This window comes from Micromonospora sp. WMMD708, from assembly GCF_049315245.1.
Lineage (GTDB): Bacteria > Actinomycetota > Actinomycetes > Mycobacteriales > Micromonosporaceae > Micromonospora > Micromonospora wenchangensis.
The window spans coordinates 663,815-687,923 of sequence record NZ_CP186060.1 but is presented as its reverse complement, the minus strand read 5'-3'; the positions used below and the strand labels follow the sequence as shown (position 1 = coordinate 687,923).

Here is a 24,109-nt window from a genome sequence, read left to right as displayed (position 1 = left end):
TCAGACCCCCGCAGCTGCCAGCTCGGCGGCCCGCTCGGCCGCGCCGTCCATGGTGTCGACCCGCTGCACCAGCGGGTTCCCGGCGCCGTCGAGGATCGCCCGACCGGCCTCCGCGTTGTTGCCGTCGAGCCGGACCACGAGCGGCTTGGTGACCTTCTCGCCGCGCTCCTCCAGCAGGGCCAACGCCTGGATGATGCCGTTGGCGACCTCGTCGCAGGCGGTGATGCCGCCGAAGACGTTGACGAAGACGCTGCGCACCGAGGGGTCGGAGAGCACGATCTCCAGGCCGTTGGCCATCACCGCGGCGCTCGCGCCGCCGCCGATGTCGAGGAAGTTGGCCGGCTTGACGTTGCCGTGCCGCTCGCCCGCGTAGGCCACCACGTCGAGGGTGGACATGACCAGACCCGCGCCGTTGCCGATGATGCCGACCTCGCCGTCGAGCTTGACGTAGTTGAGGTCCTTCTCCTTGGCGGCCTGCTCCAGCGGGTCCACCGCGGCCTGGTCGACCAGGGCCTCGTGGTCCGGGTGCCGGAAGCCGGCGTTCTCGTCCAGGGTGACCTTGGCGTCGAGCAGCAGCAGCGTGCCGTCGCCCGTCTTGGCCAGCGGGTTCACCTCGACCAGGGTGGCGTCCTCGGCGACGAACGCCTTCCACAGCCCCACCGCGACCGCGACGACCTGGTCGGCGACCTCGGCCGGGAACCCCGCCGCGTCGACGATCTCCCGGGCCTTCGCCTCGTCCACGCCCTCGACCGCGTCGATCGGGGCCTTGACCACCTTGTCGGGGGTCTCGGCGGCGACCTGCTCGATGTCCATGCCGCCGGCGACGCTGGCGATGCAGAGGAAGGTGCGGTTCGCCCGGTCGAGCAGGTAGGAGAAGTAGTACTCCTCGGCCACGTCCGCGGTCACCGTGATCATGACCTTGTGGACGGTGTGTCCCTTGATGTCCATGCCGAGGATGTCGGTGGCCCTGGCCACCGTCTCGTCGGTGCCCTCGGCCAGCTTGACGCCGCCGGCCTTGCCTCGGCCGCCGACCTTCACCTGCGCCTTGACGACCACCCGACCGCCGAGGCGTTCGGCGATCGCGCGGGCCTCCTCCGGGGTCGTGGCGACGCCGCCGGCGAGCACGGGCAAGCCGTGCCGCTCGAACAGGTCCCGCCCCTGGTACTCGTACAGGTCCACGATTGCGCGTCCCGTCCCGTCTCCGCGGCGCGCCGTCGCGCCGCCGCCAGCGTTGTGGAAACTCCGTTGACGCCTGCCATCAGTTGAAACAGGCCATTGGCCGCAGCCTAGCGAGGTGGGCACCGGCGGCAACCGAGCGGGTGCGCGGTGTGCGGTAATGCACAGCGCGCCGTCGGCGACTCGCCGGTGGCACAGATCGGTCCGCAGGTTGTCCCACGTAACGCGTAACCCCACCGTACGGGCGTCGTTGAGTCTGATGTCGGAGCGCTGATCAGCGCGAAGACGGGAGCGGCCGATGCCCTGTCGGTCGAGGGGTGGCGGCGGGGCATCGTGCATAGAAGGGCCGGGCGTGTGAGGGGTGCGTCCGGCCCTTCACCCTGCCCGGATTCGGGAAGCCCTCCCACCTGATGCCACGCCGGGGTCACGGCACGACCAGACGGCGGCGGCCGGAAACCGGCCCACCACCGTCGGTGTACGGACGGATGCGCCGCACCCGCAGGTCGTCAGGCGACCGGCTGGGCAACGTTGGCGCGGACCCACTCGACGATCGACTGGGTGGTCGCGCCCGGCGTGAAGATCTTCTTGACGCCGATCTCCACCAGCTCGGGGATGTCGGCGTCGGGGATGATGCCGCCGCCGAAGACGACGACGTCCCGCGCGTCCCGCTCGGCGAGCAGCTCCAGGACCCGGCGGAAGAGCGTCATGTGCGCGCCGGAGAGCACCGAGAGGCCGACCGCGTCGGCGTCCTCCTGGATGGCGGTCTCGACGATCTGCTCCGGGGTCTGGTGCAGGCCGGTGTAGATGACCTCCATACCCGCGTCACGCAGGGCACGCGCCACCACCTTGGCACCCCGGTCGTGGCCGTCGAGGCCCGGCTTCGCGACGACTACCCGGATACGAGAGTTCATCAGCGCACACCCTTCACGGCTCCCGCGGCTACCAGCTGAACGAACGGTAACCCGGCCCACCGGGGGTGGAGAACCCGGGCCGGACCCCTACCGCCCCGGCCTGCCCCCAGGAAAGCCGGACGCCTCCGCCGATCGGTCACTGTGCGCGACGAACGGGCAGGAAGGGGGACAGCCGTCCGGCGTCTGGAGCTATGACAATGATAGACAGAAAGGGACAGAACGAATCGCCGATGCGGGGGCCACGCTTGTGACCGGAGCGGCGGAGGGCTAACGTGTCCACGGTTGTCATCAGGTCCACGGACGGGTGATGACGCGATCAACGATCGTCGGGGCGGCTGCACCGATCGGTCGGAGGTTGCATCGGATCCCCGACAACGGAGGGTGTGCGTGCGCCAGCGCCTGTCGTCTGAGCCCGATAGATATCGCGGCCGTCGCCGCGTACCCACCCCCCCGCGGAGCCGCTACGCGGCGGTCGTGACCACCGCCTTCGTCGGTGCCGGGATCGTCGCGCTCGGCGCGGGGGCGATGCCCGACGCCAAGAGCGTCAGCCCGACGGTCCTCGACGAACTGCGGCAGGCGTCGATCACCAGCCAGGACGCCGCCGCCCGCGCCGACGCCGCCGACCGGGCCACCCGCAGCGACGCCCGGGACAGCCAGCCGGGCGTCAACGAGCAGGACCCGTGGCTGCTGCCCATGCAGGGCTACGACTTCAACTCCCCGTACGGCATGCGCTGGGGCAAGCTGCACACCGGCATCGACCTGGTCGCGCCGGAGGGCACCCCCTACGTGGCCATCCACTCCGGCACGGTCACCAAGGCCGGCTGGTTCGGCGGCTACGGCTACGCGGTGATCGTGCAGCACGCCGACGGCAGCGAGGCCATCTACGGCCACTCCTCGGCGGTGAGCGTGCACGAGGGCCAGCAGGTGAAGGCGGGCGACCAGCTCGGGCTGGTCGGCAACACCGGCCACTCCTACGGCGCTCACCTGCACCTGGAGGTCCATGTCAAGGGCCAGCCCCTCGACCCGGTGCCGTGGCTCCAGGAGCGCGGAGTGGACATCAAGCTGCAAGTGGAGGCGTACTACACCGAAGCAGCCGCTTCCTGACGCTCGGTAACGCCTGTTCACCGCCCGGATCCGTGGATCCGGGCGGTTTCGTTTGTGGTCAGGTCTGCTGCGTCACACTCCGCAGTGTGACCGAAGGCACGTCCGGGTCACGCCACGCAACCGGCCAGACGCCACCCCGGCGGGACATAGCCGACCGGGCCGCCGGGCGGCCCGGGTTACCGGCCGGTACCCGTACCCGGCCCGGCGCGCTTCGACACCCAGGATGGTCCGGGTCCGAAACCCCCTGAGTAGTTGAAGGTCCACCGTGCTGGAAGACAACAACCGCCCGGACGACGGCACCACCCGCGCCGGGAAGCCCATCCGCACCGGCCCCGGAGCCCGGATTTCGGCCGCCGTGGTCCGGCACCGGCGGCGTCACCCGCGGGGCGTACGCACCCTGGCCGTCGGCGTCGCCGCGCTGGTCGGCCTCGGCCTGGCCGGGGTCGCCACGGTCACCACCCTCGACCGGGACGACGCCCCCGAACCGGCGGCCGTCGCGCTCGACGCCCGGGAACGGGCCGAGGCCGCCGCCCGCGCCGACCGGTCCGCCCGCGAGTCGGCCGCCCCGGCCAGCCCCACCGCCGCACCGACCCCCACCAGCGCCAGCCCCACCCCGACGGCCACGGCGACCCGCAAGGCCGCCGCGAAGCCGAAGGCCACCGTGAAGCCGAAGGCCACCGTCAGGAAGGCGACCGCGCCGAAGCCGAAGCCGTCCTGGGTGATCCCGATGGCCGGCGCGCAGGTCACCTCCTGCTACGGGCAGCGGTGGGGCACCCTGCACGCCGGCATCGACTTCGCGCTGCCGGCCGGCACCCCGATCCGTGCCGCCGCCGCCGGCACGGTCGTCAAGGCCGGCGACGTCGGCGACGGCTACGGCATCTCGGTCTTCATCGACCACGGCAACGGCTACCTGACCCACTACGCCCACCAGAGCAGCGTGAAGGTCGCCGTCGGTGACCGGGTCGGCGTCGGCGAGGTGATCGGCTACGAAGGCTCCACCGGCGACTCCACCGGCCCCCACCTGCACTTCGAGGTGCACCAGGGGCAGATGTGGAACCAGATCGACCCGGCGCCGTTCCTGCGCGCCCGGGGCATCGACGTGGCCTGCTGAGCCGTACCGCCGACGGGCCCGGCCGGCAGCACGCCGGACCGGGCCCGTCGGCGTCGGCTCAGAGCTTGTCGAGCGGGGCGTGCCGCAGCACCAGCCACATGGTCTGGTCGCCGAAGTCGATCTGCGCGCGGGCGCTCGGCCCGTGACCCTCGACCGCGAGCACCCGCCCCAGGCCGTAGCGCTGGTGGTTGACCCGGTCGCCGGCCGACACCTTCGGCCCCTGCGGCAGTTCGCTGGCGGTGGCCAGCCGACTGGCGTCCACCCCGAGCCGTTTCGCCAGCTCCGCCGCTCTCGGCGTACCCCCGGTGAAGCCGCTCCGCCCGCCGGGCGCGCGGTCCGCGCGACCCCCGACGCCGCCGCCCCCACCGGCCCACGAGGTGTACGTCCCCTCGGTGCGCTCCCAGCGCACCAGCTCCGGCGGCAACTCCTCCAGGAACCGCGACGGCGGGTTGTACGACGGCTGCCCCCAAGCCGAACGGGTGACCGCCCGGGACAGGTAGAGCCGCTGCCGGGCCCGGGTGATGCCCACGTACGCCAGCCGCCGCTCCTCCTCCAACTCCCGGGTGTCGCCCAGCGACCGCAGGTGGGGGAAGACGCCGTCCTCCAGGCCGGTCAGGAACACCACCGGGAACTCCAGGCCCTTGGCGGTGTGCAGGGTCATCAGGGTGACCACGCCCTGGTGGTCGGGGTCGTCGGAGGGGATCTGGTCGGCGTCGGCGACCAGCGCCACCTGCTCCAGGAAACCGGCCAGGGTGGCCCGCTCGTCGTCGCCGCCCAGCGCCTCGATCCGCTCGGTGTACTCCCGGGCGACGCTCACCAGCTCCTGGAGGTTGTCGACCCGGCCGGCGTCCTGCGGGTCGACGCTCTCCTCCAGCTCGGTCAGGTAGCCCGAACGGGTCAGCAGCGCCTCCAGCACCTCCTCCGGGGTGCCCTCCTCGGCCAGCTCGCGGGCACCGTCGAGCAGCGCGACGAACTCGGCGATGGAGTTGGCGGCCCGGGTGGAGATGCCCGGTGCCTCCCGCGCCCGGCGCAGCGCCGCGCCGAAGGAGATCCGCTCCCGGCTGGACAGCGCCTCGACGCACGCCTCGGCCCGGTCGCCGATGCCCCGGCGCGGGGTGTTCAGCACCCGCCGGAGGCTGACCGTGTCGTCGTCGTTGACCACCGCGCGCAGGTAGGCCAGCGCGTCGCGGACCTCCTTGCGCTCGTAGAAGCGCACCCCGCCGACCACCTTGTAGGGCAGGCCGACCCGGATGAACACCTCCTCGAAGACCCGGGACTGGGCGTTGGTGCGGTAGAAGACGGCGACGTCGCCGGGGCGGGTTTCGCCCGCGTCGACCAGCCGGTCGACCTCCCGGCCCACCCAGTCGGCCTCGGCGTGCTCGGTGTCGGCGACGTAGCCGACGATCTGCTCGCCCGCTCCGGCGTCGCTCCACAGCCGCTTGGGCTTGCGGGAGGTGTTCCGGTCGATCACCGCGTTGGCCGCGCTGAGGATGGTCTGGGTGGAGCGGTAGTTCTGCTCCAGCAGGATGGTGCGGGCGTCGGTGAAGTCCCGCTCGAACTCCAGGATGTTGCGGATCGTCGCGCCCCGGAACGCGTAGATCGACTGGTCGGCGTCGCCGACGACGCACAGCTCGGCCGGGGCGAGTCCCTCGGTGCCGGCGACCAGTTCCTTGATCAGGGTGTACTGCGCGTGGTTGGTGTCCTGGTACTCGTCGACCAGGACGTGCCGGAACCGGCGTCGGTAGCTCTCCGCGACGTGCGGGTGCGACTGGAGCAGGTGCACCGTCGTCATGATCAGGTCGTCGAAGTCCAGCGCGTGCGCCTCCCGCAGCCGCCGCTGGTAGAGCGTGTACGCCTCGGCCAGCGCCCGCTCGTTGGGCCCCTTGGCCCGACCGGCGAACTCCTCCGGGTCGACCAGCTCGTTCTTCAGGTTGGACACCTGGGCGGCCAGCCCCCGGGCCGGGTAACGCTTCGGGTCGAGATCCAGCTCCCGGGCGACCAGCTGCATCAGCCGGCGGGAGTCGTCGGCGTCGTAGATGGAAAAGGTCGACTTCAGGCCGGCGTGCTCGTGCTCGGCGCGCAGGATGCGCACGCAGGCGGAGTGGAACGTCGACACCCACATCAGCCGGGCACGGGGGCCGACCAGGTGGGCCACCCGCTCCTTCATCTCACCGGCGGCCTTGTTGGTGAAGGTGATCGCGATGATCTCGCCGGGATGGACGTCCCGCGCGGCGAGCAGATAGGCGATCCGGTGGGTGAGCACCCGGGTCTTGCCGGACCCGGCCCCGGCCACGATCAGCAGCGGCGAGCCGGCGTGGGTGACCGCGTCCCGCTGGGGACCGTTGAGGCCCTCCACCAGGGCCTGCGGGTCGAGTTGGCGGGTCGGGCCCGGCCGGCGCGGCGGAACCGGCGCGGACTCGGGCGCGGGCGGGGACGCGGGGATGTCGAAGAGAGGATGCATCGCACGGCGAGTCTATGCCGTCGGCCGGACACTTCCCGCCCGCGCACGCCCGGCACGGATCGTGCCCCACCACCGGGCGCACGTCCCGGCCGCCGACCGGCCGGACTGAGACGAACCTGTCACGGTGGCCCCACTGGCATCTTCCGCCCCGAGGCGCGACGATGACCCGGGAAATCCCCGCCTGCTCCCCCGTAGACGACTTGGGAGAACAACCATGAGTCAACCGCGCTCGCGCGGTCGGGCCGTGCTGCGTCACCTCGCCGCGCCGGCCCTCGCCCTGGCCGTCGTGGCCAGCCTGCCCATCACCGGCCGCGCCACCACGCCGCCGGCCGACGCCGCCCCCGGGGCCGGCCTCGCCCCGGTCGCCGTCTCGTACGCCACCGCGACGGGTGGCGAGGTCAAGGGCCAGTTCCTCAGCTACAACGACTTCCACGGCGCGATCGACCCGCCCGGCGGCAGCGGCGCCACCGTCAACGGCACCCCGGCCGGCGGGGTGGAATACCTGGCCACCTGGCTGAAGAAGCTGCGGGCCGAGGCGAAGGCCGAGGGCCGGGTCACCACCACCGTCGGTGCCGGCGACCTGATCGGGGCCACCCCGCTGGTCAGCGCCGCCTTCCACGACGAGCCCACCATCGAGCTGATGGACCAGGTCGGCCTGGACGTCAGCTCGGTCGGCAACCACGAGTTCGACGAGGGCGTCAAGGAGCTGCTCCGGATCAACAAGGGCGGCTGCCACCCGGTCGACGGCTGCCAGGACGGCGACGGCTTCGCCGGCGCGAAGTTCACCTACCTCGCCGCCAACACCATCAACAAGAAGACCAAGCTGCCGATCCTGCCCCCGGTCGACGTGAAGTTCGTCGGCGGCGTGCCGGTCGGCTTCGTCGGGGTCACCCTGGAGGGCACCCCGGGCATCGTCAACCCGGCCGGCATCAAGGACGTCACCTTCACCGACGAGGTGCAGACCGCCAACAAGTGGGGTGGCCTGCTCAAGCTGTTCGGCGTCAAGGCGATGGTGCTGCTGGTGCACGAGGGCGGCGCGCAGTCCGCGCCGCCGGCCACCCCGGGCGTCTCCGACTGCAACAACTTCTCCGGCCCGATCGTCGACATCGTCAAGGGCCTGCGGCCGGAGTTCGGCGTGGTGGTCTCCGGGCACACCCACCGCTTCTACTCCTGCTCGCTGCCGAACTCCTCGGGTAGGCCGAGCGTGGTCACCAGCGCCGGCAACAACGGTCAGCTGGTCACCGACATCGACTACTCGCTGGACCGGCGGACCGGCCGGTTCACCGGCATCACCGCGAAGAACGTGATCGTGGAGAACGGCGTGCGCAACGCCGACGGGAGCTGGCAGCAGACCGGCGGGGTGTTCGCCAAGAACCCGGCGCTTGTCGACGCGGGCGCGAAGGCGCTGGCCGACAAGTACCGCACGGCGGTCGCCCCGATCGCCAACCGGGTGGTCGGGAAGATCAGCGCCGACATCGTCCGGGACGCCCGGCCCAACGGCGAGAGCCCGATGGGTGACGTGATCGCCGACGCGCAGCTGGCGTACACGAAGGGCGACGGGGCGCAGCTCGCGCTGATGAACCCGGGCGGCGTGCGGGCCTCCCTGTCGTACGGGGCGTCGACCGGTGGCGAGGCACCGGGCGAGGTGACCTACGGCGAGGCGTTCACCGTGCAGCCGTTCAACAACCTGGTGGTCACCCAGACGTTCACCGGCGCGCAGCTGAAGAACGTGCTGGAGCAGCAGTTCGTCGGCTTCAAGGGGCAGACCACCCAGCGCATCCTCCAGCCGTCGGCCGGGCTGACCTACTCCTACGACAGCACCGCGCCGGCCGGCTCGCGGGTCAGCGCGCTGGCCCTGAACGGCACCCCGGTCGACCCGGCGGCCAGCTTCCGGGTCACCACGAACGACTTCCTCGCCAACGGCGGGGACGGGTTCACCGAGCTGGCGGGCGGCACCGGCCGGACCACCGCCCCCGGCTTCGACGTGGACGCCCTGGTGGCGTACCTGGGTGCCGGCGCGCCGGTCGCCCCCACGGCGGCGGACCGCATCACCCGGCTGGGCTGACCGGCGGGAAGGGCCCCTCGTCGGCGCGGGGACGCGACGGCGGGCGGGCCCTTCCCTCAGCCGTCCGGGTGCTTGCGCCGAGCGGCCGGAGGTCGGATACTCGACGACGTGATCGAGCGGCGGTTCTTCTTTTACTACGGCACCGGGAGTCCGGCAGCCGTGGGTCGCGCCTGATCGACAGACCTACGAAAGCCCCGGGCTCGGAGAGCCCGGGGCTTTTTCGTCCCGGGATCCGAACACCGGGCCCGAGACCCGAGGGGTACGACGATGATGACTGACGTGGTGGAGTCCAGCGGTGGTCCCGCGCGGCACGCCGATCCGGCCGGGGCCGAGCCCACGGGGGTCGACCCGACCGGAGCCGCGGCCGCCCGTACCGGCACCGGCGACACGGTGGCGGCCGAGCGGATCGTGGCGATCAGGGAACGGATCGACGAGATCGACCGTACGCTGATCGCGCTCTGGCAGGAGCGCGCCGCGCTGTCCCACGAGGTCGGGGTGACCCGGATGGCCTCCGGGGGCACCCGGCTGGTGCTCTCCAGGGAGCGGGAGATCCTGGAACGTTTCCGCAGTGAGCTGGGGGCCGACGGCACCCAGTTGGCGCTGCTGCTGCTGCGGGCCGGGCGCGGGCCGCTGTAACGGCGTCCCGGCGGGCGTGCGACGTGGTGAACGACGAACCGCCTGCCGCCGTCGGTCCGACGGTGGCAGGCGGCCCGGGTCGTGTCATGCCTCGTGCGTGGCGACGATCTCCCGCTTCTCGGCGAAGTGGCAGGCGCTCGGGTGGTCCGAGCCGGGACGGATCTCCAGCAGCGGCGGCTGCTCGGCGCAGACGTCCTGCGCCTTCCAGCACCGGGTGCGGAACCGGCAGCCCGACGGCGGGCTGATCGGCGAGGGCACGTCACCGGTGAGCCGGATGATCGCCTTGTTCTCCCGCAGCGTCGGGTCCGGCACCGGCACCGCCGACAGCAGCGCCTGGGTGTACGGGTGGGTCGGCCGCTCGTAGATCTCGTCCTCGGTGCCGATCTCCACGATCTTGCCGAGGTACATCACCGCGACCCGGTCCGACAGGTGCCGGACCACCGACAGGTCGTGCGCGATGAACACGTACGACAGGCCCAGCTCGTTCTGGAGCTTCTCCAGCAGGTTCATCACCTGGGCCTGGATCGAGACGTCCAGGGCGGAGACCGGCTCGTCGCAGACGATCACCTCGGGGCGCAGGGCGAGCGCGCGGGCGATGCCGATGCGCTGCCGCTGGCCGCCGGAGAACTGGTGCGGATAGCGGTTGATGTGCTCCGGGTTGAGGCCGACCAGGTCGAGCAGTTCCTTGACCTTGTCCCGGCGGCTGCCGCGCGGCGCGACCTCCGGGTGGATCTCGAACGGCTCGCCGATCAGGTCGCCGACGGTCATCCGGGGGTTCAGCGAGGTGTACGGGTCCTGCATGACCAGCTGGATCTGCCGGCGCAGCCGCCGCAGCGCGCCCCCGGAGAGCTTGGCGATGTCCTGGCCCTTGTAGTGCACCGTGCCGGCGGTGGGCTTCTCCAGGTTCATCAGGACCCGGCTCAGCGTCGACTTGCCGCAGCCCGACTCGCCGACCACGCCCAGCGTCTCGCCGGCCTTGAGGTCGAACGAGACGCCGTCGACGGCCTTGACCTGGCCGATGGTCTTCTTGAACACGATGCCCCGGGTGACCGGGTAGTGCTTGACCAGGTCACGGACTTCGATGATGTTGTCAGTCACGGTTCACCAGCTCCTCGGCGAAGTGGCAGGCGCTGGCCCGACCGGTGCCGATCTGCAACAGCGGGGGGACGGTCTCCCGGCACACCGGCTGCGCCATGGGGCAGCGCGGGTTGAACGGGCAGCCCGGCGGGATGTTCATCAGGTTCGGCGGGAGGCCCTTGATGGTGCGGAGCTGCTGCCCCTTCTCGTCCAGCCGGGGGATCGAGTTGAGCAGGCCGAGGGTGTACGGGTGCGCCGGCTTGGCGTACAGGTCGTAGACGTCGGCTTCCTCGACGATCCGGCCGGCGTACATGACCGCGATCCGGTCCGCGACGTCGGCGACCACGCCGAGGTCGTGGGTGATCAGGATCATGCCCATCCGGCGTTCCCGCTGGAGTTCGCCGAGCAGGTCCATGATCTGGGCCTGCACGGTCACGTCCAGGGCGGTGGTCGGTTCGTCGGCGATCAGCACCTCGGGGTCGAGCGCCAGCGACATCGCGATCATCGCGCGCTGCCGCATGCCGCCGGAGAACTGGTGCGGGAAGTTGCTGAACCGGCCCTTGGCGTTCGGGATCTTGACCTGGTCGAGCATCTCGATCGCGCGCTTCTTGGCGTCGGAACGGCTCATGCCGCGCCGGACCCGGAACTGCTCGGCGATCTGGAACCCGACGGTGAAGACCGGGTTCAGGGCGGAGAGCGAGTCCTGGAAGATCATCGCGATGCCCTCGCCGCGGATGCGGCGACGTTCCTCGGCGGACATGGTGAGCATGTCCTTGCCGTGGAAGCGGACCTGACCGCCGGTGACGAAGCCGGGCGGCATGTCCAGGATGCCCATGATGGTCTGCGCGGTGACGCTCTTACCGGAGCCGGACTCGCCGAGCACGGCGAGGGTTTCCCCCGCGTCGACGTGGTACGTGACTCCGTTGATGACCTTGGCGACGCCGTCCCGGGTGCGGAACTCCACCCGCAGGTCGTCGACCTCGAGCAGCCGACCGGAGGGGCGGCCGGATCCGTCGGCGCCGGGCGCGGACTGCTCGGACACGAGAATGTCGGACACTTCGGTCTCCCCTATCGGAGCTTCGGGTCGAGGGCCTCGCGGACCGCCTCGCCGAGCATGACGAAGCTCAGCACGGCGGTGACGAGGAACGCGGAGGGGAAGAAGAGCAGGAAGGGCGAGACCCGGAGGTAGTTCTGCGCTTCATTGATCATGATGCCCCAGGAGACCACCGGGCTCTGCAGGCCGATACCCAGGAAGGAGAGGGTGGCCTCGGCGCCGATGAAGGAGCCGATCATGATCGTCCCGTAGACCAGCAGCGGTGCCAGGCAGTTCGGCAGCAGGTGCTTGAAGATGATCCGACCGGTGCTGGCGCCCATCGCGCGGGCCGCCACGATGTAGTCGGCCTCCTTGGTGGCGAGCACCGAGGACCGCATCAGCCGCATCACCACCGGCCAGCTCAGCAGCACCAGCGAGCCGATCACCAGGAACTTGATCTCCCACTCGCTGTTGTTGGAGCCGGCGCCGTTGAACGTGGTGAGGATGACGATCGCGCCGAGCACGAACGGCAGGCCGAAGAAGATGTCGGTGATCCGGGAGAGCAGGCCGTCGATCCAGCCGCCCTTGTAACCGGCGATGACGCCGATCGTCCCACCGATCAGCAGGGTGCCGATCGTGGAGAGCAGCGAGACCACGATCGAGGCGTTGGCGCCGTAGATGACCCGGGCGTACACGTCGCGGCCCTGCACGTCGTAGCCGAACCAGGCGTCCGACGACGGCTCGACCCGGCTGCGGGCCAGCACACCGTCGGTCGGGTCGCCGGAGGTGAACAGCGACGGGAAGGCCGACATCACCACGAAGAGCACGATGAAGGTGGCGGAGATCCAGAACAGCGGCTTGCGGCGCAGGTCGATCCAGGCGTCGCCGAGCAGGCTGCGCGGCTTCTCCTTCTTGCCGGCGGGTCCGGCGGTGGCCGGGGAGCTTGCCTCGGTCAACTGCTCGGCACGGGGCGTGCTCACGATCGAAGCGGCACTCGGGTCGCTCATGCCTGCACCTCGCTGCGCTCGGCGCCGGCCTGGTTGCCCGCGCACACTGCAATGACGGTTCGTTCGCTGCTGCGCTCACTCATAGCGGATCCTCGGGTCCAACGCGGCGTAGAGCAGGTCCACCAGCAGATTCATCACCAGGTAGACGAGCACCAGCACGACCACGATGGAGACAACGGTAGCGCTCTCCTTGGTGACGATCGCCCGCAGCACGGTGCGGCCGATGCCGTTGATGCCGAAGATGCCCTCGGTGATGATCGCGCCGCCCATCAGGGCACCGAGGTCGGTGCCGAGCAGGGTCACCACCGGGATCAGCGAGTTGCGCAGCAGGTGGATACCGACCACCCGGCGCATCGGCAGTCCCTTGGCGATCGCGGTACGGACGTAGTCGGCCCGACGGTTCTCCGCGATGCTGGTGCGCGACACCCGGGCGATGTACGCCATCGACGCGCTACCCAGCACGAAGCCCGGTAGGAGCAGTTCGGAGATCCGCATCTCGTTGGAGACGGTCGGCTTGACGATGCCCAGCTTCACACCGAAGAACCACTGGAGCACGAAGCCGACCACGAAGACCGGCAGCGCGATCAGGAAGAGCGTGGAGACCAGGACCAGGTTGTCCAGGAAGCCGTTGCGGCGCAGGCCGGTGAGCACACCGGCGGTGAGGCCGATGACACCCTCGATGATCAGGGCCACCAGGGCCAGCTTGAGGGTGTTCGGGTACGCGGTGGCGATGATCTCGCCGACGTCGCGCCCCGACCAGGTGGTCCCGAAGTCGCCTTGCAGGAGGTTCTTCATGTAGGTGGCGTACTGCACGAACCAGGGCTGATCCAGCTGGAACTTCTCGGTCATCATGGCCCGGTAGTTGTCCGGGCAGCCACGGTCACCGCACTTGCCGGCGAACGGGTCCCCGGGGACCTTCCACACCAGCAGGTAGATCATCAGCGTCGTCCCGATGAACACCGGGACGAGTTGGAGCAGCCGTCTCACCAGATAACGGCCCATGGGGTGGTCCTCCTGACAAGGGGCGTGCCGGGCGGGGGTGCGGCCGGCACGGGTGGCGACAACGTTGCGGGGGACGGGGTACGCCCGCTCGCGGAACGGCCCCGGGCCGGGCTCACCGGTAGGCGAGCCCGGCCCGGGGTCAGACCGTTCGGATCAGAGCTCGACGGAGGTGATGTCGATCTCGCCGACGTTGGTCAGCTCCATCTTCTTGATCTTCTCGGAGTGACCGGACTGCTGGCCACCGAAGTAGATCGGCATCGACGGAACGTCCTGGTCGATCTTCTCGACCGCCTTGGCGAACAGCTCGTGCGAGGCCTCCAGGCTCGGGGCGGAGCTGGCCTGCTTGGCCAGGGCGTCCACCTCGGGGTTGCTGTAGAGACCGTCGTTCGAGGAGCCACCGGTCACGTAGAGCGGGTTGACCCAGTTCTCCACGTCCGGGTAGTCCTGCTGCCAGCCGGCGCGGTAGGCGCCGTCCATCTTGTGGGCGTTGATGTTCTGCCGGAAGACCGCGAAGGTTGGCACACCGACGGCGACCGCGTCGATACCCAGGTTGGTCTTGATCTGCTGGGCGACGGCCTCCATCCAGTCCTTGTGGCTGGCGTCGGCGTTGTAGTACATCTTCAGCTGCCCGGTGAAGCCACCGGCCTCGGTCAGCAGGGTCTTGGCCTGGGCCACGTCGAAGGCGCACGCGGTGCAGTTGCCCGGCTTGGCACCCGGGGTCAGCGGGTTGGCCCAGCTGTCGGCCGGCTTGCGGTTACCGAAGAAGATCTTGTCGGTGATCTCCTGCCGGTTGATCGACAGCGAGATCGCCTTGCGCAGCTTGGCGTTCTGGAAGCGCTTGTCGTAGATCGGGAAGGCGATGATGCCGGTGGACGGCGTGGTCGACGGGATCGCCCGGTCGGCCAGGTCGGCCTTCCACTTGTCGCCGGCCAGCGAGGAGACCGGAACCTGCTGCTGGAAGTCCAGGTTGTTGGAGACCAGGTCGTTGTAGGCCGCCGTGTCGTCCTGGTAGATCTTGACGGTGACGTCCTTGATCTTCATCTTGTCGCGCAGGTTGTAGTCGTCGAACCGCGTCAGCTTGATCGCGACGTTGTTCTCCCACGAGACGAAGCTGACCGGGCCGTTACCGATCGGCTTCTTGCCGAAGGCCTCGGCGCCCTGCGAGAAGAAGGCGTCCGGCAGCGGCATGAAGGTGCTGTAGCCGAGCTTGGTCGGGAACACGGCGGTCGGCGCGGCGAGCGTGACCTCGAAGTTCCAGTCGTCGACGACCTTGAGGCCGGACATCTCCTTGGCCTTGGGCTCGGGGGCCTTCTTCGGGCCGTCGCCGTCCGGGTCGGAGGTGTTCACGTCGGCGAAGCCGTCGATGTCGGCGAAGAAGCTGGCGTTCTGCGCGCCGTTCGGCGAGTACGCGCCCCAGTTCCAGGCGTCCACGAAGTTCTTGGCCTTGACGACGGTGCCGTCGTGGAACTTCGTGTTCTGCTTGATCTTGATCTTGTAGACCTTGGAGTCGCTGGTCTCGATCGACTCGGCCAGCGCGTTCTGCGGCGCGCCACCGTTGTTCGGGTACTCGACCAGGCCGGTCCAGAGCCAGTCGATGATCTTGCCGCCACCGGTCTCGGTGGTGTTCGCCGGAACCAGGGGGTTCTCCGGCTCGGTGCCGTCGACGACGATGGCACCGTCCGAGCTGCTGGCGCTGCCACCTTCGTCGTCGTTGCCGCTGGAGCAGCCGGACGCGATGAGCGCGAACGCCGCACCCACCGCGATGGCGCCGCTCGCCCGCTTCGAGACTCTCATTCCGAGGGGCCTCCTCTTTCTAACCTGGTTCCGTCGTGGGTTTCACGCACGTTGGGGGGTGACACCGCACGGCGATCCTGTGTTGCGGATCACCGGTTACCGCAGAGAAATCGGGACACCCCAGGGGGACCGATCCGCCGGGCCACCGCACCCCCGCACTCGGCTCCCGGGCAGGCTCGACGACCACGATCCGCACCATGGGCAGCGCAGACGTGGTCGACCGGGACACACGGGTGCCTCACGTCAGGGGTGAGGTGCTGCCACTGTGACACCCACCGGCCCATTACGTGAAGGTGCCGTTATCAAGCCGTTAGTTGCCCGCCATGTTGCCGATACTTGAGAAAAGATCATGAGATGCCCTGGTCGTACCGCTCTGAGCAGGAAAGACAGCAAGTCCGCTCCACCAGGTGGTGACCGGCGGGTAGCAAGTGTGAGCTTGCCCGCCGTCCGGTCGAGGCGGTTCGACGTCGACCGAGAGTTGGCCGATTCCGACCATCCGGATGAGGGTGACTTCCGCCGGGCGGAGCCAAGTCCCGCCCGGCCGGCCGACGGTACCGGTCCGCCGGTCCGTACCCGCCGTCGGCGGTGTCCCCCACCAGCCGTGAGGTCGGTGCGGACCGGCGGAGACGGGCCGGCCCCGGCACCGTGACGGTGCCGGGGCCGGGGAGACCCGTACCTCAGACGGTGAAACGGATCCGGCGGCGGCGGACCAGTAGCACGGCCACCGCACCGAACGCGAGCAGCGCCATTCCGGCCAGGGCGGCCAGCGCGATCGGCGACCCGGTCAGCGGCAGGCCACCGCCGCTGCTGGCCGGCGAGGTCGACGGCGCCGGGCTGGCCGGCGGCGACGGGGACTCCGCCGGGGCCGACGGCGACGGGGACACCGTCGACGGCGACGGCGACGGGGTCGGCGACCCGGACGGCGAGGCCGACGGCGACGGCGAGGCCGGAGCGGCGGCGAAGGTCGCCGCCGCCTCGGCGGTGACCGAGGTACCGGTGCTGCCACCCAGGATCAACTTCTGCTTGGCGTTCTTACCACCGGAGAAGAGGAAGACCCGCCCGAAGGAGACCGAATCCGGTGCGGAGACGGTCACGGTGACCCGGCCGACGGCGGTGGCGGTCAGCCAGAACCGGCCGCCGTTGGTGGTCGTGCCGACCGGACGTCCCTCGGCGTCGACGGCGCTGCCGCCCTCGACCTTCAGCGCGATCTCCCCGGCCGGCCCGTGCACGGTGAACGGCCCGGCCCGCCCCCCGGTGGTCGCGGAGGCCGAGGCCGGGTCCAGGCTCAGCTCGGCCTTCGGCTCCGGCTGGTCGGTGGCGTTACGCACCAGGTAGTCGTGCACCCGGCGGATCACGTCGTACTCGGCGGCGGCGGTCAGGCCCCGCTCCCAGTCGCCCAGGGTGATGCCGTCGCTGAAGTGCCAGACGGCCGTCTGGGTACCGAAGTAGAGCAGCGTGTCGCGCCGGGAGTCGGGCAGCCCGGTGGGCAGGCTCGCCCCGGCCGCGGCGAGCAGCTTCGCCCGGTCGGCGTTGGGGTAGCCGTGGGTGAGCACCCACTGCACCCGGCCGAGGTTCTTCACCTCCGACTCGTCCCAGCTGCCCTCGACGTACTCGCCGTTGCGGGCCACCGGGGTGTGGAAGTCGATGCAGAAGACCGGCACGGTGCCGTCCTTCAGCTCCAGGGCCAGCGCCGAGGTCTTCTGCGCCCGACCGTCCAGCTTCAGCGTGACGCCGGTGCCCGGCACCGCCCGCGCCACACCCTTCGTCGCCGGCTCGGCGGCGGCCGGACCGGCTGCGGCGAGCACCAGCGCACCACCGGTGACGAGCGCCGTGGCGATACCCGCCCAGCGTCGTCCTCGTTCTCCGAACAACATCAGTTCCGTGCACCTCTCCCCAGGGGTCGGCCCGCGCCCGGCGGGCCTGCGTGCGTCGCCCCCGGGCGGGGTCGTGACACCACCCGCACACGCGAAGGCGACGGGGCATTATGCGACACGAATTGATCTCTTGTCAGCCCTGGGGTGATGCTCCCGGAATGGGAGGTGTCAGACGAGTCGTCGGTCCGCCGCCCAGCGGGACAACTCGTACCGGTTGGACATCTGGAGCTTGCGCAGCACGTTCGACACGTGCGTCTCGACCGTCTTGATCGAGATGAACAGCTCCTTGGCGATCTCCTTGTACGCGTACCCCCGGGCGAGCAGGCGCAGCACCTCGCGCTCCCGGTTGGTGAGCTGGTCCAGTTCGGGGTCCGCGACCGGGGCGTCCGGCCGGGCGGCGAAGGCGTCCAGCACGAACCCGGCCAGCCGGGGACTGAACACGGCGTCCCCGTCGGCCACCCGGCGGATCGCGTCGGTCAGCTCGTCCGGGGAGATGGTCTTGGTCACGTAGCCCCTGGCACCCGCCCGGATCAGCCCGATCACGTCCTCGGCGGCGTCGGACACGCTCAGCGCGAGGAACTTCACCTGCGGGTGGCTGCGGCGCATCGCGTCCAGCACCGCCCGCCCGCCGCCGTCGGGCATGTGGACGTCGAGCAGCACCACGTCCGGCCCGGTGGCGGCGATCCGGGCGACCGCCTCGGCCACCGTGCTCGCCTCCCCCACCACCTCGACGTGCGCCCCCAACTCGGCCCGGACCCCGGCCCGGAACATGGCGTGGTCGTCGACCAGGAAGACCTTCAACCGTCGCGTCCGGTCCGGCGTGCCCGTCCCCGGTTCCATCGACTGTTCCGCCATCTCAGTTGTCCCTTTCCGCCGTGGAGCCGGTGCCGGTGATGGGCAGCATCAACCGGACCTCCGTCCCCTCCCCGGGCTCGGAACGGATCTCCGCCCGGCCACCGTGCCGCTTCATCCGCCCGATGATCGACCCTCGGACCCCGTGCCGGTGATCCTCCACGGTATCCGGGTCGAAGCCCTTGCCCCGGTCCCGGACGAAGACGCTCACCTGCTCCGGCTCGACCTCGGCATAGAGCGACACCGTCTGCACCCCGGCGTGCCGGGCCGCGTTGACCAGCGCCTCCCGGGCCGCCGCCACCAGCGCGCCCACCCGTTCGTCGGTCTCCCGGTCGCCCACCACCACCGCCTCGACGGTGATCGCGAAGGTGTCCTCCACCTCGGCGGCGGCCTGTTCCAGCGCCGCCGCGAACCGCTCGGTGGGCGAGGCGGCCGGCTTGTAGAGCCAGTTGCGCAACGACCGTTCCTGGCCCCGGGCGAGGCGCTGCACCGTCTTGACGTCGCTGGCGTTGCGCTGGATCAGGGCGAGGGTGTGCAGCACCTGGTCGTGCACCATGGCGGCCAGTTCGGCACGCTCCTGCTCGCGGATGCGCCCCTCCCGTTCCGAGCGGAGCTGGTTCCACGTCCGCCACAGCACCGGCGCGGCGACCACCCCGACGCCGGCCAGCCCGACCAGCGCGAAGATCACGCCGTTGACCACCGCGTCGAGGTTCTGCACCGGCGAGTAGACCGCCGCCACCCCGATGATGCCGACGGCGACCAGCACCGCGCCCCCGGCGAAGCGGAGCACGAGGGCCCGCCGGTCGGTCTCCTCCACCACCGCGCCGAGCCACGGCACCGGCATCGACCCGCTCCACTGCCGACGACGCTCCGGCGCGGACTGGTGCCAGATCACCCCGGCGCCGACCGCGATGATCGCCACCAGCCAGCCGGCGGTGCCCGCCGCGCCGACCGAGTCGAAGAGCATCACCTGGACCAGCAGCACACCGAGGCCGATCGCCACGAACGGCAGGAGCTGCCCGGGGTCGCGCCGGGGTGGCGTGGCGGTGTCGCCGGGTCGCAGCGGCACCACCGCCCAGAACGCCGCGTACAGCAGCAGACCCAGGCCGCTGAGCCCGAGCAGCACCATGAACGCGACGCGGACCCGCAGCACCGAGATGCCGAGGTGGTCGGCGATGCCGGCGGCCACCCCGGCGGCCAGCCGGTGCTCGGGCGCCCGGTAGAGGCGGGGTGGCGGCGGGGTCACGACGCTGATCGGAGGCTCCCTGGTCACGATGGGTGGTGGACGGACACCTGGCGGTACGGTGCCGCTCCGATCGTCACACGCCCACCACGCCGCCGACCACGGGGACGCCCCCGACATCCGCCCGCCGGGATCTCAGGGTGGGGTCAGGGTCGGTTCCGGAGGCAGGCCGGCCCGACGACGGCGCAGGATCGAGTCATGACCGAGGACCCCGCCCTGCCGCCGTACCCTCCGGTGGCCGCACCGGGTGGTACGCCGCCGCCCGGTCCCGCCGCCGGGCCGGACCCCACGGCGCCCGCGTCGCCCACGGGGGGCGACGACGCGCCACCACCGCCCGGTGGCTACCCCCCGCCGTCCGGCGGGGCCAGCTTCACCTCCCGGTACGGCCTGGTCCGGCCCCGCGACGGCCGCTACCTCGCCGGGGTCTGCGCGGCGATCGGCCGGGCCACCAACACCGACCCGGTGCTGTGGCGGGTACTGCTCGCCGTGCTCGGGTTCTTCGGCGGGGTCGGCATCCTGGTCTACGTCGCCGCCTGGTTGATCATCCCGGGCGAGGGCGACAGCGCCTCTCCGCTGGAGTCGATGCTCGGACGGGGTCGGTCGAGCATGTCCCCGATCACCGTGATCGTGCTGACCATCCTGGTCGCGGTCAGCTTCGGCTACATCGTCACCGACGCGTTCCGGGCGGTGCTGCTGGGCGCGGCGATCCTGATCGGCGGCGCGCTGCTGCTCAACCGGGACGGTCGGTCCGGCTTCGCCGCCGCCGGTCCGGCCCCCGCAGCGGCCGGGCCACCCGGACCGGTGCCCCCGGTCGGCTACCCGGCACCCGCGCCGTTCACCCCGCCCGCGCCTGCCGTGGCGTTTCCGGCCGGCGCCCCGGCGGCCCCCCGGACCGGCGGTGCGGTGGGCTGGCCGGCGCAGGGGCCGACCGCTGCGCCGCCGCCCTGGCCGCCGGCCCGGCCGATGGAGATCACCGCGGCCCGGACGGAAGCGCCGGGCTGGCCGCCCCGCCCACCGGTGCCCGGTCGACCGGCCGCCGCACCGGTCGTGGTCCCGCCGTCACCCGGTACGGGCTACCGGCCGCCGTTCGCCCCGCGCGGCCCGTACGCCCAGGCCGGTCCGCCACCACCCCCGCCCGCGCCCCGGGTCAAGCCGCCGAAGAAGCCGAAGGAACGCTCGGCGTTGGGTGCCGCGACCTTCTCGCTGATCTTCCTGGTCCTCGGCGTGGTGGCCATCCTGGACCTGCTGGACGTCTTCCCGATCGGCGCGGCCGGCTACTTCGCGGCGGTGCTCGCCACCATCGGGCTCGGCCTGCTGGTGGGCACCTGGTTCGGGCGGGCCCGCTGGCTGATCGCCCTCGGTCTGGTCGCCGCCGCCGCGCTCGCCGTCGCCACCGTCGCCGAGTCCTACGACCGGGTCCGGGGCGTCGACGGGGCGGTCACCTGGGCACCGGCCAGTTACCGGGAGCTGGCCGACCGCTACGAGAACAGCTTCGGCGACACCACTCTCGACCTGCGCGCGGTGGACTTCGACAAGCAGGACACCGACCTCACCGTGGTGGTCAACTTCGGGGAGGCCACCATCGTGGTCCCGCCGAACGTGGACGTCACCGTGGTGACTAACGTCAAGGCCGGGGAGGCGACCGTGTTCGGGCGACGTAGCGCCGGATTCGAGGGACAGGCACGGCAGGTCACCGACCTGGGCCCGGACGGGGCCGGCGGCGGCACGCTGCGGCTCACCGTCCAGGTCAACGCCGGCAACCTGGAGGTGACCCGGTGAAGGCCCACCGCACCGACCTGGTGTCGTTCGTCTTCGGGCTGCTCTTCGTCGGCCTCGCCCTCTGGTGGCTGCTGGCCCAGATCCTCGGGTTGGCCCTGCCCGCGGTGGGCTGGTTCCTGGCCGGCGCGCTGGTGCTGATCGGGCTGCTCGGTCTGGTCGGCGCGGTGCGGTCGGCGCGGACCACCGACGCCGCTCCCCCTTCCACCGCCGACGGCACGCCCCCCACGCCCGCCCCGGCCGGCCCCACCACCGACCCGGGTCGCCAGGTGATCGGCCCGACGGGCAGCCCGCTGGGCGCGCCGACGGTTGGTCCCGTGGATGGGTCCGACGACCGGGCCGGCTGGCGGGACACCGCCGAGCTGCGTCTCGGCGACCCGGCCGACGAGCCGGGACGAACGGGCGCGGTGGAGCGTCACCCCGGGCAGGACGAGCCGGCCCGGGTCGGCGACGGGGACACCCAGCGGTGGCCGGGCGACGCACCGGTCACCGGTCCGCCCGGCACCCCACCCCGGCCGCCGAGCTGACCGCGCCGGTGCGGGTGGCCTCCGCCGGCTCGTATGCTGGCCGGGGAGGCCCCGCCTCCGCCGGCCGAGCCCCGCCGGTGGCCGCGCGCCAGGCGGCCGGCCCGGGTGCGCCTCGTCCGGGCACCCGATGCGGTCCCGCCGCGACGTCCGTCTACCCCGTCAGGAGCCCGCCCGACATGACCCAGTCCCCCGCCGTGCGCCCCTCCGGTCCGTCCGGTCCGGTCCGCATCGGCGAGCGTGCCGCCCGTACCCTCGTCGCCGAACTCGCCCGACGCAACGACCCGAAGGCCGCCCTGCTGGTGGGTGCGACCCCCGGGGCCACGGTCCTCGCCGCGGCGATCGACGCGCTGCTGCCGGGCGACACGCTGACCGTCGTGCCGGACCCGACGACCGACGCCGCCACGCTGCGCGACCACGTGACGGCCCAGGGCCGCTGGGTCGCCGACCGGGTACGGGTGGTCGACTCGCTGGCCGAGGCGGACGCCGCCGAGCTGGTCGTCGTCGCCGAGCCGTTCACCGGCACCGGTGAGCAGACCCGCGACGCCGTCGACGGCCTCACCAAGTACCTGACCGACGGCGCGGTGCTCAGCGTCGCCGCGCCGGTGTTCCGCACCGGGGGGGCTGCCGCAGAGCTGGACCGGCAGGGCGTGCTGCACGGTGTACGTTCCGACCTGGTGCTGCGCAACTCGCCGCCGGTACGGGTGCACCACCTGCGGTTCACCCCGGCCAGTGCCACGTCGGCCGCCCGGCTCGCCCCGGCGTACCGGCCGTCGAGCGTGCCGCTGACCCGGGGCATGCACATCGACTCGAACGGGGTCGCCGCGGCCGGTATCGCGCTCGGCCTGGCCGCTGTCGCCCGGGTCGCCCGGCCGAAGTCGAAGCTGTGGCTGGTGCCGGCGCTGGCCGCCGCCCCGGTGGCCGCGTTCTTCCGGGACCCGCAGCGGGACGTGCCGGAGGACCCGTCCGCGGTGGTCGCCGCCGCCGACGGTCAGGTGCTGTCGGTGCAACGGCTGCACGACGAGCGCTTCGGCGACGGCGAGTGGCTGCGGATCGCGGTCTTCCTGTCGGTGCTGGACGTGCACGTCAACCGCTCGCCGGTGGCCGGCAAGGTGGTCGACTACTTCGTCGCCGACGGCGGCTTCGTCAACGCGATGAAGCCGGACGCGGAGCACAACGTCGCCGCCTACACGGTGCTGGACACCGCACACGGCACGGTGGTGGTGGCGCAGCGGACCGGGTTGATCGCCCGGCGGATCGTGCAGCGGGCTCCGGTGGGGGCGCTGCTGGCCCGGGGTGAGCGGTTCGGGCTGATCCGCTTCGGCTCCCGTACCGACGTCTACCTGCCGGCCGACGCCGCCACGCCACTGGTCGGCCCCGGCGACAAGGTGGTCGGCGGTTCCTCGGTCATCGCCCGCTGGAGCTGAGCCGACGGCTACGCGAACAGGGGCGCCGCGGTCGCGGCGCCCCTGTTGTGCAACTGCTGGACGGGTCAGGCGGTACGGCGCTGGTGCAGCCAGAGCAGCGGCCCGCTGACCAGGTAGCCCACCACCACGAAGGCGAAGGTGAGCCGGATGTCGACAAGTGCGCCGACGGCCGGGGCCAGCCACAGCCACGGCGGCAGCTTGACCAGCCGGGCCAGCTTGGCGTACGGGAAGCTGGAGACCATCGTGAAGGCGAGCAGCGCCACCCCGCCGATCTGCACGGCGGCCGGCAGCGGCAACTCGATGGCCACGCCGAGCGCGAGCACGGCCGCCGCCATCGTGGTGGGGACGCCGCAGAAGAACCGGCCGTCCTTGGGCGAGACGTTGAACCGGGCGAGCCTGATCGCGGCGCACGACGCGACCAGGGCTGCGGCGACCGCCGCGGCGGCGGTGGGGGCCGACCCGGCCAGCGAGGCGTAGACCACCACCGGGGCGGCCAGGCCGAAGGAGCACATGTCGGCCAGCGAGTCCATCTGGGCACCGAACGGGCTGGCCACGCCGAACTTCCGGGCGAGCGCGCCGTCGAGGCCGTCGAACGCGACGCAGGCGATCAGCAGCAGGGCCGCGATCCGGGGCTGGCCGTTCATGGCGACGAAGATGGCGTTGATGCCGAGCACCAGGCTCGCCAGGGTGCAGGCGTTGACCAGCGCGAACTTCATCCGCCGGGCGGGGGTACGCGCGCCGGGGAGCAGCGGGATCGCCATCGCGGGCGACTCGTCGGCTGCTGTGGTGGGGCCCAGGACCGGGCTGACCGGGGCGACCGCCTCGATCTCGGCGCGGTCGAGGGTGATACCGCGACGGTCGAAGCCGTACCGGCGACGCTGGCGGTCGACGCGGTGCTCGGGAAGGACCAGATCGGTGCCGCTGAGCTGGTCACCGTCCCGGCGACCCACCCGGACCAGCAGTACCTGGCGGGCGAATGTGCTGCTGCGGCGCAACCGGCCCGCCCAGCGACGCCCTGCGGGGCGCGGACTGTCAG

General features: G+C 71.7%; 18 protein-coding genes and 1 pseudogene. 7 read left to right on the top strand and 12 right to left on the bottom strand.

All coding sequences use genetic code 11. The features are described 5' to 3' along the window. Positions 1-1,179, bottom strand: coding sequence for an ADP-forming succinate--CoA ligase subunit beta (sucC, locus tag ACN260_RS03200; RefSeq protein ID WP_145921670.1), 1,179 nt, complete (start codon positions 1,177-1,179; stop codon positions 1-3). A 503-nt stretch (positions 1,180-1,682) separates the two neighbouring features. Beyond that, positions 1,683-2,087: a cobalamin B12-binding domain-containing protein gene (locus ACN260_RS03195; protein WP_088645808.1), complete on the bottom strand. Its 405-nt coding sequence runs from the start codon at positions 2,085-2,087 to the stop codon at positions 1,683-1,685. A gap of 387 nt (positions 2,088-2,474) precedes the next feature. Here ACN260_RS03195 and ACN260_RS03190 point away from each other — a divergent pair, with 387 nt between their 5' ends. Together ACN260_RS03190 and ACN260_RS03185 are read left to right on the top strand one after the other, a co-directional pair. Then, a complete protein-coding gene (locus ACN260_RS03190; protein ID WP_422754631.1) occupies positions 2,475-3,191 on the top strand; it encodes a M23 family metallopeptidase in 717 nt (238 codons plus the stop codon). Positions 3,192-3,510: 319 nt separating this feature from the next. Continuing rightward, the gene (locus ACN260_RS03185) at positions 3,511-4,302 is read left to right on the top strand and encodes a M23 family metallopeptidase (protein WP_422756599.1); all 792 of its coding nucleotides are present in this window, start codon (positions 3,511-3,513) and stop codon (positions 4,300-4,302) included. Between the two features lie 58 nt (positions 4,303-4,360). On the opposite strand, the gene pcrA is transcribed toward ACN260_RS03185, so the two are convergent. Continuing rightward, positions 4,361-6,763 (bottom strand): DNA helicase PcrA, encoded by a 2,403-nt coding sequence (pcrA, locus tag ACN260_RS03180; RefSeq protein WP_422754630.1) that lies wholly within the window; start codon positions 6,761-6,763, stop codon positions 4,361-4,363. Between the two features lie 214 nt (positions 6,764-6,977). Between pcrA and ACN260_RS03175 the strand changes: the two genes are divergently transcribed. Beyond that, entirely contained in the window at positions 6,978-8,828 is a 1,851-nt protein-coding gene (locus ACN260_RS03175; RefSeq protein WP_422754629.1) for a bifunctional metallophosphatase/5'-nucleotidase, read from the top strand. A 267-nt stretch (positions 8,829-9,095) separates the two neighbouring features. Beyond that, the gene (locus ACN260_RS03170) at positions 9,096-9,464 is read left to right on the top strand and encodes a chorismate mutase (RefSeq protein ID WP_422754628.1); all 369 of its coding nucleotides are present in this window, start codon (positions 9,096-9,098) and stop codon (positions 9,462-9,464) included. 84 nt (positions 9,465-9,548) lie between these two features. Here ACN260_RS03170 and ACN260_RS03165 read toward each other — a convergent pair whose 3' ends face one another. The 8 genes from ACN260_RS03165 to ACN260_RS03130 all read right to left on the bottom strand — a co-directional run bounded on the left by ACN260_RS03165 (position 9,549) and on the right by ACN260_RS03130 (position 19,376). Continuing rightward, the gene (locus tag ACN260_RS03165) at positions 9,549-10,562 is read right to left on the bottom strand and encodes an ABC transporter ATP-binding protein (protein WP_204924936.1); all 1,014 of its coding nucleotides are present in this window, start codon (positions 10,560-10,562) and stop codon (positions 9,549-9,551) included. Then, positions 10,555-11,583: an ABC transporter ATP-binding protein gene (locus tag ACN260_RS03160; RefSeq protein WP_204925028.1), complete on the bottom strand. Its 1,029-nt coding sequence runs from the start codon at positions 11,581-11,583 to the stop codon at positions 10,555-10,557. Before ACN260_RS03160 ends, ACN260_RS03165 begins: the two co-directional genes overlap by 8 nt. A gap of 26 nt (positions 11,584-11,609) precedes the next feature. Next, on the bottom strand, positions 11,610-12,581 hold the full coding sequence (locus tag ACN260_RS03155) for an ABC transporter permease (RefSeq protein WP_422754627.1): 972 nt from the start codon (positions 12,579-12,581) through the stop codon (positions 11,610-11,612). A 75-nt stretch (positions 12,582-12,656) separates the two neighbouring features. Next, positions 12,657-13,583 carry an ABC transporter permease gene (locus ACN260_RS03150; protein ID WP_422754626.1) on the bottom strand — a complete coding sequence of 309 codons (927 nt, stop codon included), beginning with the start codon at positions 13,581-13,583 and terminating at the stop codon, positions 12,657-12,659. A gap of 153 nt (positions 13,584-13,736) precedes the next feature. Beyond that, complete coding sequence (locus tag ACN260_RS03145) at positions 13,737-15,377, bottom strand: peptide ABC transporter substrate-binding protein (protein WP_422754625.1); 1,641 nt, start codon at positions 15,375-15,377, stop codon at positions 13,737-13,739. 677 nt (positions 15,378-16,054) lie between these two features. After that, positions 16,055-17,251 carry a thioester domain-containing protein gene (locus tag ACN260_RS03140; protein ID WP_422754624.1) on the bottom strand — a complete coding sequence of 399 codons (1,197 nt, stop codon included), beginning with the start codon at positions 17,249-17,251 and terminating at the stop codon, positions 16,055-16,057. Positions 17,252-17,419: 168 nt separating this feature from the next. Continuing rightward, positions 17,420-18,106: a response regulator gene (locus ACN260_RS03135; protein ID WP_422754623.1), complete on the bottom strand. Its 687-nt coding sequence runs from the start codon at positions 18,104-18,106 to the stop codon at positions 17,420-17,422. Between the two features lies 1 nt (position 18,107). Beyond that, positions 18,108-19,376 (bottom strand): PspC domain-containing protein, encoded by a 1,269-nt coding sequence (locus ACN260_RS03130; RefSeq protein WP_422754622.1) that lies wholly within the window; start codon positions 19,374-19,376, stop codon positions 18,108-18,110. Between the two features lie 168 nt (positions 19,377-19,544). On the opposite strand from ACN260_RS03130, the gene ACN260_RS03125 reads away from it, so the two are divergent. From ACN260_RS03125 to ACN260_RS03115, 3 genes and pseudogenes are all read left to right on the top strand, one after another. After that, a complete protein-coding gene (locus tag ACN260_RS03125) occupies positions 19,545-21,125 on the top strand; it encodes a PspC domain-containing protein (RefSeq protein ID WP_422754621.1) in 1,581 nt (526 codons plus the stop codon). Further along, positions 21,122-21,358, top strand: a pseudogene (locus ACN260_RS03120) (hypothetical protein); the annotation flags it as partial. The gene ACN260_RS03125 and the pseudogene ACN260_RS03120, both read left to right, overlap by 4 nt. Before the next feature lie 467 nt (positions 21,359-21,825). Continuing rightward, a complete protein-coding gene (locus tag ACN260_RS03115) occupies positions 21,826-23,073 on the top strand; it encodes a phosphatidylserine decarboxylase (RefSeq protein ID WP_422754620.1) in 1,248 nt (415 codons plus the stop codon). Between the two features lie 65 nt (positions 23,074-23,138). Here the strand turns inward: ACN260_RS03115 and ACN260_RS03110 are convergent, their stop codons facing one another. Further along, positions 23,139-24,068 carry a CDP-alcohol phosphatidyltransferase family protein gene (locus ACN260_RS03110; protein WP_422754619.1) on the bottom strand — a complete coding sequence of 310 codons (930 nt, stop codon included), beginning with the start codon at positions 24,066-24,068 and terminating at the stop codon, positions 23,139-23,141. Positions 24,069-24,109: the final 41 nt, after the last annotated feature.